Source organism: Candidatus Methylobacter oryzae (assembly GCF_003994235.2).
GTDB classification, from domain to species: domain Bacteria; phylum Pseudomonadota; class Gammaproteobacteria; order Methylococcales; family Methylomonadaceae; genus Methylobacter_A; species Methylobacter_A oryzae.
In genome coordinates this window covers 31,675-45,355 of record NZ_RYFG02000112.1, presented here as the reverse complement: position 1 = coordinate 45,355, position 13,681 = coordinate 31,675, and the positions used below count along the sequence as shown (strand labels likewise).

General features: G+C 46.7%; 12 protein-coding genes and 1 other RNA gene. 10 read left to right on the top strand and 3 right to left on the bottom strand.

Annotated elements, in window-relative coordinates; translation table 11 throughout:
• The 3 genes from EKO24_RS16820 to EKO24_RS16810 all read right to left on the bottom strand — a co-directional run bounded on the left by EKO24_RS16820 (position 1) and on the right by EKO24_RS16810 (position 2,938).
• Positions 1-588, bottom strand: coding sequence for an SIS domain-containing protein (locus tag EKO24_RS16820; RefSeq protein ID WP_127028089.1), 588 nt, complete (start codon positions 586-588; stop codon positions 1-3).
• A 108-nt stretch (positions 589-696) separates the two neighbouring features.
• Entirely contained in the window at positions 697-1,062 is a 366-nt protein-coding gene (locus EKO24_RS16815) for a YraN family protein (RefSeq protein WP_127028088.1), read from the bottom strand.
• Positions 1,049-2,938: a penicillin-binding protein activator gene (locus EKO24_RS16810; RefSeq protein WP_127028087.1), complete on the bottom strand. Its 1,890-nt coding sequence runs from the start codon at positions 2,936-2,938 to the stop codon at positions 1,049-1,051. The genes EKO24_RS16815 and EKO24_RS16810 overlap by 14 nt, the downstream gene beginning before the upstream one ends.
• Before the next feature lie 32 nt (positions 2,939-2,970).
• On the opposite strand from EKO24_RS16810, the gene rsmI reads away from it, so the two are divergent.
• From rsmI to murD, 10 genes are all read left to right on the top strand, one after another.
• Positions 2,971-3,834 (top strand): 16S rRNA (cytidine(1402)-2'-O)-methyltransferase, encoded by an 864-nt coding sequence (rsmI, locus tag EKO24_RS16805; protein ID WP_127028086.1) that lies wholly within the window; start codon positions 2,971-2,973, stop codon positions 3,832-3,834.
• A gap of 92 nt (positions 3,835-3,926) precedes the next feature.
• An RNA gene (rnpB, locus tag EKO24_RS16800) (RNase P RNA component class A) lies at positions 3,927-4,275 on the top strand.
• A 359-nt stretch (positions 4,276-4,634) separates the two neighbouring features.
• A complete protein-coding gene (gene mraZ, locus EKO24_RS16795; protein WP_127028085.1) occupies positions 4,635-5,102 on the top strand; it encodes a division/cell wall cluster transcriptional repressor MraZ in 468 nt (155 codons plus the stop codon).
• 20 nt (positions 5,103-5,122) lie between these two features.
• A complete protein-coding gene (gene rsmH / locus EKO24_RS16790) occupies positions 5,123-6,049 on the top strand; it encodes a 16S rRNA (cytosine(1402)-N(4))-methyltransferase RsmH (protein ID WP_127028084.1) in 927 nt (308 codons plus the stop codon).
• Positions 6,050-6,322, top strand: a complete 273-nt coding sequence (gene ftsL / locus EKO24_RS16785) for a cell division protein FtsL (RefSeq protein ID WP_241674595.1) — start codon at positions 6,050-6,052, stop codon at positions 6,320-6,322.
• The gene (locus tag EKO24_RS16780; RefSeq protein WP_127028083.1) at positions 6,323-8,050 is read left to right on the top strand and encodes a peptidoglycan D,D-transpeptidase FtsI family protein; all 1,728 of its coding nucleotides are present in this window, start codon (positions 6,323-6,325) and stop codon (positions 8,048-8,050) included. It begins immediately after the preceding gene.
• A gap of 154 nt (positions 8,051-8,204) precedes the next feature.
• The gene (locus tag EKO24_RS16775; RefSeq protein WP_127028123.1) at positions 8,205-9,740 is read left to right on the top strand and encodes a UDP-N-acetylmuramoyl-L-alanyl-D-glutamate--2,6-diaminopimelate ligase; all 1,536 of its coding nucleotides are present in this window, start codon (positions 8,205-8,207) and stop codon (positions 9,738-9,740) included.
• Positions 9,737-11,104: a UDP-N-acetylmuramoyl-tripeptide--D-alanyl-D-alanine ligase gene (locus EKO24_RS16770; protein WP_127028082.1), complete on the top strand. Its 1,368-nt coding sequence runs from the start codon at positions 9,737-9,739 to the stop codon at positions 11,102-11,104. The genes EKO24_RS16775 and EKO24_RS16770 overlap by 4 nt, the downstream gene beginning before the upstream one ends.
• Positions 11,105-11,107: 3 nt before the next feature.
• Entirely contained in the window at positions 11,108-12,190 is a 1,083-nt protein-coding gene (gene mraY / locus EKO24_RS16765; protein ID WP_127028081.1) for a phospho-N-acetylmuramoyl-pentapeptide-transferase, read from the top strand.
• Positions 12,191-12,193: 3 nt separating this feature from the next.
• Complete coding sequence (gene murD / locus EKO24_RS16760; RefSeq protein ID WP_127028080.1) at positions 12,194-13,633, top strand: UDP-N-acetylmuramoyl-L-alanine--D-glutamate ligase; 1,440 nt, start codon at positions 12,194-12,196, stop codon at positions 13,631-13,633.
• Positions 13,634-13,681 lie beyond the last annotated feature (48 nt).

The window sequence follows — 13,681 nt, the reverse complement described above, 5'->3', positions numbered from 1 at the left end:
TTAACCGCCGAATAATTGATGGTCGATTAAGCCGCACAAGCAATGGGTAATCAATGCCTGGGTTTCTTGAATGTGTACGCTGGAGTTTGACGGCACGCGAATTTCTATATCGGTTTCATTCAGTAGCGGTGCAATCATGCCGCCGTTGTTGCCGGTCAGCGCAATAACGGTAATATCTTTGTCGTGAGCCGTGGTAATGGCTTTGGCGATATTGGCGGAGTTGTTGCCATCGGTGTAAGCAACCATTATGTCGCCGTTTTGTCCTAAGGCCCTGAGCTGCTTAGCGAAAATATCGTCAAAATGATAGTCGTTGGCTATCGCGGTGATGGTCGTTGTGTCGGTGGTTAAGGCGATTGCGGGTAATGAGGGGCGGTCACGCTCGTATTGATTAAGCATTGCCGATGACAGCAATTGGGCAAGAATCGCCGAGCGTCCATTGCCGCAGGCTATTATTTTTTTATCGTTAAGCAAGGTCGCGACCAGCCGTTGCGAGGCAAACTCGATCAGTTCGCTAAGACTGGCAAGCGTATCGTGCTGGGTTTGGATGCTGGTTGTGAAATGGTTAATTATGCGATTTTGTAGGCTCATAGAGGGCAATTATAAAGACTATCACTTAAGCCTGCGACACTTTTTGGGTTTAATAGGCTGAAGGATTTGCCTGGTTATTCTTGGATTTGCTATATGCAAGCTCTCCGCTTAGAAAGCATTCTGTATCCAGTCTATCCGTCCGTTGCCTGAGATGGCGACCACGTCAAAGCGGATAGGACAATCCGTCTTTCCGGCGGCAAGATACATCTGTGTCGCTGCAATGATCCGGGATTGTTTGGCGCGGGTGATGCTTTCAACTGCGCTGCCGTATCTATCGGTTTTGCGGAACCGGACTTCAATAATGACCAATGTCTGCCGGTCTGTCATTATCAAGTCGAGTTCGCCGTGTTTGCAGCGAAAGTTCCGGCATACCGGTTTAAGTCCTTTATTGATCAGGAAGTTGTGAGCTTGCTCCTCGGCGCTTGCGCCGCGAATTAAATGGGCGGCTTTGGTCTTGAGCTTATTGAATAGCATGATTGTCCGGTTGTTCTTTGTCGGGAGCTGGGCTAGTATTTTCGGGTTGACCGTCAATGAATTTGGCGCATGTCAGCTTGCGCTTAATGCGTTGGTCGGTGGTTAGCGATAGGTTCCCGGTTGCGCCGGAATAAGAGTCGGCTTCCAAATTATCTAAGTGTGTAATCAGGTTATAAGAATCAATGCCCATCGCAATCAGGCGGAAATAGGAGCTGGGAAATTGCGTCCAGGTTTCTTTTAGGGCGTCCATCCCAAGTTCTCCTTGATAAGTTTTATTGAATAACCAAGGAATATCGCAAAAAATTATTTTATTCAGATCGGCATCCAATGCTGCGTTGACTTGGCCTGAATAAACCGTGGGCATCGCGTAAACGGGAAGGTCTCCGGCTTGGTAAAATTGTAGTTGGGGATTAATGGCGCGTGCTTCTGCGCTATAGGCGCTTAATAGGATAGCATCGGCGTCTTGCCGTCTTCGAGGCGTGTATTTTATTCCAGGTATCAGTGTAAGAATCTTGTCATAACGTTGTTCGCTTTCATCCAAGTTGAGCAGCTTTTGAATCGGTAATGAAAAGTCGGTTTCCTTGGGATTATAAGTTTGCGTTTCCAGAAGGATGCCGTCCAGGTTTTGCCAGTCTTCTTTTAAATAGCTTGCGGTGCGTTTACCTGGCGAATTATCGGGGATCAGCAGCAGTGCTTTTCGATGGCCGTCTTCTCTTGCTTTCTGGATAATTTGTTCTGTGTCATCCAGCGGGCTGAGGCTAAACTGGTAGAGCTGATTTTTTTGCAGGCCTGGTATGTGATTTAACGCCAACACCGGTATGTTAAAGCTGACGGTGTCGGCCAAGTTTTGGATCTGCTCTTTGGCGAGCGGACCTATAATCAATTGGGCTCCTTCCGATGTAGCTTGATTATATAAAGTAGCGGGTGCCGATTGTTCGCTATCGTAAAAGCGAATGACGGGCTTCGAATGACCGCTTGTATGATTGTAAGCTGCCGTAAATCCTGCACGAATAGCTTTGCCGGCCTGGGCGAATGTACCTGATTCAGGTAGCAATAATGCGATTATTTCGGGTTGTCCGGGCATGTTTTCCTGCGTATCTTGAGGATGATCCAAGAAACTGAGGTTTGCAGGATGTGCCGGAAAAGTTGCGCGCCATTGATTTATTTGGGTATTAAAGTCAGGCTGGTTTATGTATTTTAAAATATTGGCTAGAGACATCCAGCCAGCTAGGGTATCTGTTTGGTTGGTTTGTAAGTCGGTATCGGGCAATAGGCGTAATGCCTCAAGGATAGCAGCTTGATTTCTTTCCAGTTCGGCAGGTGATGTTATCAGGCTGTGTAGCTCAATCCGGGATTGGGCGCCTTCTAGTAGATTTCCTGTTAGCGAATAAGCAAAAGCTTGAGATTGAAGGTATTTAATGCGATTTTCCAAATTGAGCTGCTGCGGTTGAATTTGTGCCAAGTTTTCAATGGCTTGTTCGGCCTCGCCAAAGCTGAGCTGGATTTGGGCATAAAGAAGGCGCAGTAGCACACGCTGTTCGGGCGATAACTCGGCAGGATTAATAGTGTCGGCAGTTTGTTTTGCGCTAGCCCCGTCGCCAGCCTGAAGTAATGAATCAATGGAGTGTAAGCGCTGCTGATTTTGTTCCTGGGGCGATAGAGGGACAGAAGATTGGTATAATTCAACGATTTGGCCTGGCTGATCATTTATTATTATCGGCTGCGTTGTCAGGGCTTCAGGGTCAGGTGCTTTGTCATGCCGCTCTTGCACCGTTCCGCTTTCCGGGTTTGTCGTAGATGTAGGCACGCAGCCGGAAAAAAGCAGTAGGCTGGGAAGTAGGGCGTACAACAATGGCGGTTTATATTTTGGTTGCATCTTTATTAGTGGTTTTCATGTGAGTGTATCGAATGTCAAATGAATGCGGCAAATTATACGTGGTTGCCACTCCAATAGGTAATTTGGGGGATATTAGTTTCAGGGCGATTGAAATATTAAAACAGGTCGACTTGATTGCCGCGGAAGATACCCGGCATATAAAAATGCTGTTACAGCATTATGGTATTGGCAATAAACTGGTTTCGTTACATCAACATAATGAGGATAAAGCTTCGGAGGGGTTATTGGAAAAGCTTCGCGAAGGTTTATCTATCGCGTTGGTTTCCGATGCGGGAACTCCGCTTTTAAGCGATCCTGGTATGCCAATGGTGAAAATGGCAAAGGAGGCGGGGATCGAAGTTGTGCCGGTGCCGGGCGCGTGCGCTTTGATTGCGGCATTATCCGCTGCGGGATTGCCGGTCACTCAGTTTGTATTTGAAGGTTTTTCGCCAAGAACCTCGTCGGCCCGAAAAGCCTTTTTTAGCGAAAGGCTGACGTGCCCGATAACTTGGGTATTTTACGAATCCAGTCATCGAATTCTGGATTCATTGCAGGATATGGCAGAAGTATTGCCGTTGGATCGGCAAGTTGTTATTGCCAGGGAATTGACTAAGTTGCATGAGACTATCGTGAAAGCTAGTTTAGGTGAGGCGCTTAAATTGGTTGAAGAAGACGCAAATATGAGAAAAGGCGAATTTGTCGTTATTGTCGATGGCGCCGTCATTGATAAAAAAGAACAAGTTCTTACGCCTGAGCAAGAAAAAATACTGAGCGTTTTGTTGAGTGAATGTTCTATTAAGACAGCGGTATCAATGGCTGTGGAAATAACCGGTGTCAGAAAGAAGTTGTTGTACCAAGCCGCTTTAGATATAGAAAAAGCCAAACAAGGTCGCTAGTTTTAGCGACTTCCGTTGGTCTGGTTTTTGCTTGTTGATTAAGGTTGTGGCGTATCGCGTCGATGCGGATGTGTGTTACACTATCTATTGAAAGAGTCGGCTGAGCAGTCGCTGTTTTATCGCAAGATAAAATGGAGGAAAGTCCGGGCTCCATTGGGCAGGGTGCCAGGTAACGCCTGGGAGGTGTGAGCCTACGGAAAGTGCCGCAGAAAATATACCGCCTGTTTTTATAACCGGTAAGGGTGAAAAGGTGCGGTAAGAGCGCACCGCGCAACTGGTAACAGGAGTGGCATGGTAAACCCCACCCGGAGCAAGATCAAATAGAGGGGCAGACGCGTGGCCCGCGCGGTCCCTGGGTAGATTGCTTGAGCTGTAAGGTGACTTGCAGCCTAGATGAATGGCTGTTCTCGACAGAACCCGGCTTATAGGCCGACTCTTTCTTTCTTTTCCGGGATTTCCCGGCCTTCCTTCATGGTGTCGCCAAAGACGCCGAAAAGACTGTTCGATAATTATCTCGACAGCATTCTTTGAGCCAATCCTCATTTTTACCAAAATATCCATAAGCATTTCTAACGCTTAATACTTAAAGTAATTTCTAATTAGAGCTAATTAACTTTTTGATAAAAGATGGTATTTGTTGTGCGATATTTTAGGGTATTTTGCGCTATCTGGATCGTTGTCTAAGTCATTGTCGAAAAAGAAAGAATCTAAATGAAATCATTCTTGACTAGGGTGTGTTTGAAATCTATAGTGGGCATAAGTGGAGAAAAGTGGAGAAAAAGGGTTTTTCGGGGTGAATTTTGTTACGAGGCATTAGCTCAATCAATTTAGACGGTAAAGGACGTTTTGCAATTCCTACTCGTTATCGGGAAGAGTTACAGGAGTGTTGCGAGTGCCAGATGGTTGTGACTGTTGCTGTCAATGAGCGTTGCGTTGGAGAGAATGGTTGCTTATGGCTTTACCCAATGCCTGAATGGGAAAAACTCGAACAAACAATTAGTAAGTTACCCACGTTAAACAAGATGGCCGGTAAGTTAAGAAGATTTGTGATTGGAAATGCGTCCGAATGTGAGATGGATGGACAAGGTCGTTTGTTGCTGCCTGAAAAGTTGAGAACATTTGCAAATATAGATAAGAAAATTGTTTTGGTTGGTCAGCTTAATAAATTTGAGCTCTGGAATGAAGAAGCCTGGACGGCAAAAGAAAGTGAATGGCTGGATGGCGACGATAACGAAGGGTTGGAAGATTTAGGATCTTTATCCTTTTAATTAATGCGGGAGATTTGTTAGTGGAACATTTGCCCGTTATGTTTGCAGAAGTTTTGCAGCAATTGGCTATTAAAGAAGACGGCGTTTATCTGGATTGTACTTTTGGTCGGGGCGGACATAGTCAAGGAATTTTAAATTTATTGGGGCCTGCGGGGCGGCTGTTGGCATTCGATCGGGATTTGGATGCGATTGATTCAGATTATGCGCAAGCCATGCTTGAAGACAAACGGTTTGATCTAAAACATACACCTTTTTCCGAGCTGGAAAATATAGTTACAAATGCAGGTTTGGTTGGAAAAGTTGACGGCATATTAATGGATTTGGGCGTGTCCTCGCCTCAGCTAGACAATCCTGAAAGAGGTTTTAGCTTTTTGCGCGACGGACCGTTGGATATGCGGATGGATGGCAATGCCGGCATTACGGCGGAGCAATGGCTGGCTAGCGTTGATGAAAAGGAACTGGTTGAGGTTCTATTTGAATACGGCGAAGAGCGATTTGCACGACGCATAGCTCATGCGGTTATTGAAAGAAGAGTCGATGCTCCGGTTAGAACCACAAGGGAGTTGGCAAAGCTTATTGAAGATGTCGTACCGGTCAAAGAGAAGCATAAACATCCTGCAACCCGCAGTTTTCAAGCAATCCGTATAAAAATTAACAGTGAGTTGGATGAGTTAAAAACTGTTTTGCAACAGTCAGCCAAAATTTTGAAGCCTTCCGGGCGCTTAGTCGTTATTTCTTTTCATTCATTGGAAGACCGGATTGTTAAACGCTTTATCAGGGCTGAGTCCGGAGCTAAATATAATCCGGGCAAACTGCCTATTAAAGAAGTTGATATTGCCAAAGGTATCTTGAAGAAAGTAGGTAAAGCTCTGAGAGCTGAACAGCAGGAAATTAACCTGAACCCGAGGGCGCGAAGTGCAATTATGCGAGTAGCCGAGAAAGTTTAAGTGGCAATAAGTCGATATTTAGGTATAGGGGCACTGATATTGGTGCTTTTGATATCTGCTCTGGCTGTAATTTACAGTAAATACCAGTCGCGGTTAATTTTTATCGAGATCCAAAAGCAGGAAAGGGCATTGGATCAGTATGAAGTGGAATGGGGACAGCTGCAATTAGAGCTGACTACTTTGGCAGAACTGAATCGGGTAGAGCAAGTGGCACGGGATCAATTGAAACTGATTATGCCATTGCGAGAAAAGATTATTTATATAAAGCCGTAAATGATGCATTTTCAGGGCAGAAGCAGGACAAATAAAACAGCCGGCAACTTTTCAGGACGAAGACAAATAGTAGTCATTTTTATAATGGCTTGTATGGTAGTGCTGGTAGGTCGAGCTGTCGATTTACAGGTGTTGAATAAACAGTTTCTAAAAGAGCAAGGAGATATGCGCCATGTCAGTGATGTGCCGGTTTCGGCATACCGAGGCATGATAAAGGATAGAAACGGAGCACCGTTGGCGATCAGCACGCCTGTTGAGTCCATTTGGATGAATCCGCAAGAGGTGGATCCTGCTAAAGAAAACGAAATCAGGCAAATGGAAAAATTGTTGAATTCGCCGAAGGGAAAAGTGAATGAGCTGATTAACGGCGATACGCATAGACAGTTTGTTTATGTTGCCCGCCAAGTGAGTCCGGTGATTGCCGATCAAGTCAAGGCGCTTAAGCTTGCAGGTGTTTATTTCGAGCGGGAATTCAAGCGTTTTTATCCGGCCGGAGAAGTCTCGGCACACCTCGTCGGCTTTACCGATATCGATGATATTGGCCAGGCAGGCCTTGAGTCGGGATATGAAAAATCATTAAAAGGAATTCCAGGTAGCAAACGCGTTATCAGGGACGGGCAGCGCCGCATTATTGAGGATGTAGAAAATATAAAAGAGCCGGTTGCGGGCAAGAACCTGGATTTAAGCATCGATCAGCGCATCCAGTATTTGGCGTATCGGGAGCTGCAACTGGCGGTTAACCTGAACAAGGCAAAATCAGCGGCGCTGGTAGTCCTGGATGCGAAGACAGGAGAAATTTTGGCGGCAGTCAATCAGCCGTCGTTCAATCCGAATAGCAGGAAGGGTTTAAAGGAAAGCCTGTACAGGAACAGGTCGATAACCGATGTATTCGAGCCTGGCTCGACAGTGAAACCCTTTGTTGTCGCGGCTGCGTTAGACGGAAGATATGTCAAGCCAAATGAGGTATTCGAAACTCATGGGACTTATCAGGTTGGAAGTCATCTGGTAAAGGATGTGCATAATTACGGAACGTTGGATTTGACAGGTGTGTTGAAAAAATCCAGCAACGTTGCAGTAAGCCAGATGGCATTGCGAATGCCCCCGGAATATTTTTGGGGAGTTTATAACAAGTTGGGTTTCGGTGTCGCTCCCGGTTCAGGCTTTCCCGGAGAAGCCAATGGCAGTTTGCTTGACTACCAAAGTTGGCATGAGTTTGATAGGGCGACTTTGTCATTCGGTTACGGTGTGAGCACCTCCGCACTCCAGTTGGCAAGAGCTTATACGGCATTGGCGGATGACGGCATTCTGCACTCGGTTAGTTTGTTCCGGCGGGACGAAGATGTCGATCAACAACGGGTATTTTCAGCAAAGACAGCCAAAAGAGTCAGGGCTATGCTGGAAACTGTACTTATGAAAGACGGTACCGCTTACGAAGGTAGAGTCGAGGGCTATAGCGCAGCCGGAAAAACCGGAACAGTGAAGAAAGCCGGTGCGGGCGGATATGTCGAGAAAAGTTATTTTTCTGTTTTTGCCGGCATGGCTCCCGCCAAAAATCCGCGGTTGATTATCGTCGTCATGGTTGATGAGCCGTCTGCAGGCCAATATTACGGCGGGATAGTTTCGGCTCCGGTGTTTTCTAAAGTAATGGCTGGCGCGTTGAGAGTGTTAGAGGTTGCTCCTGACCAGCAGGATAATATGCCTATCTTATTGACAGGAAAGGCGCCATAACATGACGAACGTCATGAATAAAGAAACGGTTCCGCGCATGCAGCAATTACTGCGATTGAACGATTTATTAGACGGATTGGCCCCTTTTCTATGCCAAAGTGATATGCCGGTTGGTCGCATCGATTCCCTACCGATTGCGACACTTTTGACCTCCATGGATGGAGGAAATACCGATGACTGCCGGGAGCAGTCGTGGCCATCGTCCTTGGCGGTCACCGGTTTGGCTTTAGATAGCCGGGAAGTGGTGAGCGGTGATGCTTTTATTGCTTTAGCCGGAGCTAAACAGCATGGATTGGCGCATGTTGAACAGGCTATCAATAACGGAGCCTGTGCGGTAATTTTTGACCCGGCAGGGAATGGCCGGCAGTTGGCAGAAGCATCGCAATGCGACATCGCTAACCGAGTCCCGATGATTCCGGTAGACGATCTGGGCTTAAAGTTGGGTGAAATAGCGTCGCGCTTTTATAGCGATCCTTCCCGGGCTATGAGAGTTATCGGTATTACCGGCACTAATGGTAAAACGTCTTGCAGCCAATTTTTAAGCCAGATGTTGGATAACTGCGGAATCATTGGGACATTGGGTTGGGGTGAATGGGGCAAGCTTAGCAAAACTCTGAATACCACGCCCGATGCGCTGGCGATTCATAAAATACTGGCTGAATTACTAAAAAGTAAAAAACATACCGTAGCGATGGAGGTTTCTTCGCATGGCTTGGAGCAAGGCAGGGTAAACGGGGTTTTATTTAAAGGAGCGGTATTTACCAACATCAGCCGCGACCATTTGGATTACCACGGTACGATGGATGCTTATGTGCTAGCCAAATTGGAATTATTGAAAAAGCCGGGGTTGGCTTTTGTTGTAGTGAATTTGGATGACGCTTACAGCGAGCAGATTATTGCTGCGGTACCGGGATCCGTGCAGTTATGGACATTTAGCGTAAAAGCGGGAAAGTCGTATCCAGGCGAGAATGTTTGTGCTGCAAATATACAGTGTCAAGCTGAAGGGATCGAATTCGATGTTCACTATAAAGACCAAACTCAGCAAGTAAAAGTACCGTTATACGGCGATTTTAATGTAGAGAATGTCTTGGCTGTTTTAACTGTAATGTTAGCGATGGACGTCTCGTTGGCTGAAGCAGCAAAAAGACTGACTTGCATAAAGCCGGTTGTTGGCCGCATGGAGCGTTTCGGGGCTGAGAATGATCCATTGATTTTTGTGGATTATGCCCACACTCCCGACGCCTTGGATAAAGTTTTGTCCAGTTTGCGTAAGCATTGTAAACAGGCTTTATGGGTAGTGTTCGGCTGTGGCGGCAATAGGGATAAGGGTAAACGTTCGCAAATGGGAAAAATTGCAGAACGATGGGCGGATTATATAGTCGTTACCGATGACAACCCGCGATATGAAAATGGATTAGATATAGTCAATGATATTTTGGCCGGTTGCAGTTCGTCAGTCATAGAGGATAGGAGTGCTGCAGTAACCGGTAAGATTCAAGTTATTCGAAACAGAGAACAGGCGATACAAAAAGTGGTAGTAAGTGCGGCTAAGAATGACTGCATCGTGATTGCGGGTAAAGGCCATGAGCAATATCAGGAAAGCAATGGCGTGTGTGTGCCTTTCAGTGACCGGCAGGTCGTGATGGATGCGTTAAATAAACGTCATGCCCAAGTTGAGCAAGATAGATGAATATGATGCTGAGCGAGGTCGCGGCCTGCGTGCATGGAGAATTGGTTGGGGAAGACGTCGTCATTCCATCAATCAGTATAGATACCAGAGCGATACAGCCTGGGCAGCTTTATGTTGCTATTAAAGGCCTTAATTTCGATGGAAATGAATTTGTAAGCGAAGCGGTACGAGCAGGGGCCGTAGCGGCAATTGTACACAGGGGAATTAACGCAACGGTGCCGCATGTCGTTGTTGATGATACACGTTTGGCTTTGGCAGAATTGGCTGGGGTTTGGCGAAAAAAAACATCTTCTTCCTTGGCAGTTGTAGGTATTACCGGCAGTAACGGCAAAACCACCGTCAAGGAAATGGTTGCGGCGATATTGAGCATTGATGGCAATACGCTGTTCACGCAAGGCAACCTGAATAATGACATCGGTGTGCCTTTAACTTTATTGCGTTTGAATGACCAGCATCGGTTTGCCGTCATTGAAATGGGCGCAAACCATCCGGGCGAAATTGAATATACCAGTCAATATGCACAGGCTGACGTTGCGATTATTACCAATGTAGGGCCTGCTCATATAGAAGGCTTCGGCAGCGTTGACGGTGTAGCTAAAGCAAAGGGCGAAATAATTCGGTCGCTACGACCGGACAGCGCGGCGGTGCTTAACCGCGATGATGACTATTTCGACTATTGGAATTCGGTAGCCGGAACAAGAAAAGTTATCTCGTTTGGCATAGATGGCCGGGCCGACGTAACGGCGCATTCCATTAAAACGGAAGTTATTGATAATGCCTTCGCCACTACCTTTGAATTAGTGACTGAAAAAGGAGCGTTAACCGTAAAACTAAGACTGGCGGGGCGGCATAATGTGATTAACGCATTGGCGGCAACTGCCGCGTGTTTAGCCCTGGATATTAATCTGCAGCAGATTAAACAAGGACTGGAAAGCGTAAAACCGGTTACGGGGCGGTTGCAGCCGCTGGTAAGCCGGTTAGGCAATATCGTTATTGATGATACGTATAACGCCAATTCGGCCTCGCTGAAAGCCGGACTGGATGTGCTATCCAACTGTGACGGGAGGCGTTGGCTGGTTCTCGGAGCTTTTGGAGAGTTAGGGCCCGAGAGCCCGAAAATACATGAACAAATGGGCGAATTAATTAAATCAAGTGGTGTAGTGCGGCTTTTGGCCGTTGGGGCCGACGCTGTAAATACGGTAAAGGCTTTTGGTGAAGGAGCCACTTTTTTTGATAGCCAAAATGATTTGATTGAAGTGCTAAAGCAAGAACTCAAAGGTGATGAAGTGATTTTGATCAAAGGATCAAGGGCTCAACGCATGGAGAATGTAGCGGCCGCACTGGTTGAGAACTTCAGGAAATAAATAATGTTACTTTATTTTGCAGATTATTTAATGACCTTTGACGGCGGTTTCAGGGTGTTCCACTACCTGACGTTCCGCGCCATTCTTGGCGCTTTAACCTCATTGATCATTTCTTTCATTATCGGACCGATAATGATAAGAAAATTAAGCCGCAACAAGATTGGGCAAAGTATCCGCGAGCTGGGCCCGCAATCGCATTATGAGAAGAAAGGCACGCCTACGATGGGCGGCACGTTGATTCTGGTTGCCATTGCGTTCAGTACGCTGTTATGGGCGGATCTCGGCAATCGATATATTTGGGTTATTTTGTTGGTAACGCTGGGTTACGGCGTGATCGGTTTTATTGATGATTATAGAAAAGTCATCAAAGGCAATAGTGATGGCTTATCGGCTAAGGCCAAATACACTTGGCAATCGATTATCGGCTTAATGGCGGCTGTTTTTTTATATAAAACAGCAATATTGCCGGCAGAAACGCAATTGATCGTCCCGTTTTTCAAAGACGTTATGTTGGACATGGGATGGCTGTACATTGTCCTGACCTATTTTGTGATCGTCGGAACCAGCAATGCCGTTAACCTGACCGACGGTTTGGACGGATTGGCGATTATGCCGACCGTGATGGTCGCAACAGGCTTGGGGATTTTTGCGTATCTATCCGGGCATGTGACATTTTCACAATATCTGGCAATTCCTTATTTGCCGAATGCCGGCGAACTGATTGTATTTTGCGCGGCCTTGGTCGGTGCCGGATTAGGTTTTTTATGGTTTAACGCTTATCCCGCTATGGTATTCATGGGCGATGTCGGCGCGCTGGCGCTGGGTGGCGCTTTAGGTGTACTGGCGGTTCTGGTCAGGCAGGAAATCGTATTAATGATTATGGGGGGCGTCTTCGTGATGGAAACGGTATCGGTGATCATTCAAGTAGCCTCATTCAAAATGACCGGAAAGCGTGTTTTTCGTATGGCGCCGATACATCATCATTTTGAATTAAAAGGCTGGCCGGAACCTCGCGTTATTGTGCGCTTCTGGATTATTACTGTCATTTTGGTGCTGATCGGTTTGGCGACCTTGAAACTGAGATAATAAATGAATAAAGCTCATGCCCCTATTCAGGATTCTGTCAGCAATGAAGCCATTATTGCATTGCTAAAAAAGAATTTTGCTTTGGATCCGGAAACTGCCAAGGTTTTGGTTGTGGGCCTTGGTGACACAGGAATTTCGGTTGCGCATTACTTGCAAAACTTAAACTTTAAGTTCGCTATTACGGATAGCCGTAACAAGCCTCCGATGATGGAAGAGTTTTTTCAGCAAATGCCCGACACACCGGTTTTCACCGGAGGATTCGATGAAGCCGCGTTTAAGGTGGCGACGCACCTGGTGGTCAGTCCGGGAATATCGTTGAACGAACAGGCGATAATGAAAGCCATTGCTAACGGCTCGAAAATAGTCAGCGATATTGATCTGTTTGCCTGCTCTGTCGATGCACCTATTGTTGCGATTAGCGGTTCTAATGGCAAAAGCACGGTAACGACTATGTTGGGGGAAATGGCCAAAGCAACAGGGTTGAAAGTGGGCGTAGGGGGGAATCTGGGGACTCCGGCTTTGGATTTATTGGCGTTAAATGCACAACTCTATGTGCTCGAATTATCGAGCTTCCAGCTGGAACGAACCTCAGCTTTGAGTGCGGCGGCAGCGACAGTACTTAATGTCAGTGCCGATCATTTGGATAGGCACATTAACATGGATGAATATGCGCGGGAGAAACAGAGAATTTTTAGAGGTGACGGGCTCATGGTCATCAATTTGGATGATTCTGTTGTTTCTGCGATGCGCAACGAGGGTAGAAAGACATTTGCCTTCTCAATTAATAAAAAAGCTGATTTCTATCTCGAATACAAGGACGACGTAGAATATCTGATGCACGATGAATTATGCCTGATGCCGTTGGCTGAGTTACCGCTTGAAGGCAGACATAACGCGGCGAATGCTTTGGCTGCGTTGGCTTTAGGTGTCGCCATGGGATTAGACGAGCAGGTTATGTGTGACGCTTTAAGAAGATTTAAAGGTTTAAGTCACAGGATGCAGCGCGTTGCGGAAATACGCGGCGTTACCTGGGTTAATGACTCGAAAGCGACCAACATTGGGGCTTGCGTTGCGGCATTACAAGGTTATGCGCGTAAAGTGATTCTGATTGCCGGCGGCGATGCAAAAGGTGCCGATATGAATGAATTAGCGCCTGCAATCAAGGAAAAAGCAAAAAGCGTGGTATTGATGGGTAAGGATGCAGGCTTGATAAAGCAGGCCTTGGATGGTTGCGTCCCCGTTTATTCTGCAGACAATATGGCGCAAGCCGTACAGATTGCAGCGAGCCTTGCCGATGCCGGTGAGAGTGTTTTGCTGTCTCCTGCCTGCGCCAGTCTTGACCAATATAAAAACTATCAGGATCGGGGCGAAAAATTTACCAAAGCCGTTCTGGCATTGGTTGACCGCTCCAGCGGTTTTCCGCCAGTCGTGGCAGCCATATGAGTAGGCGGCTGTTTGGAGATTGGTCGCGTCGTTTCTTTACTGATTGCG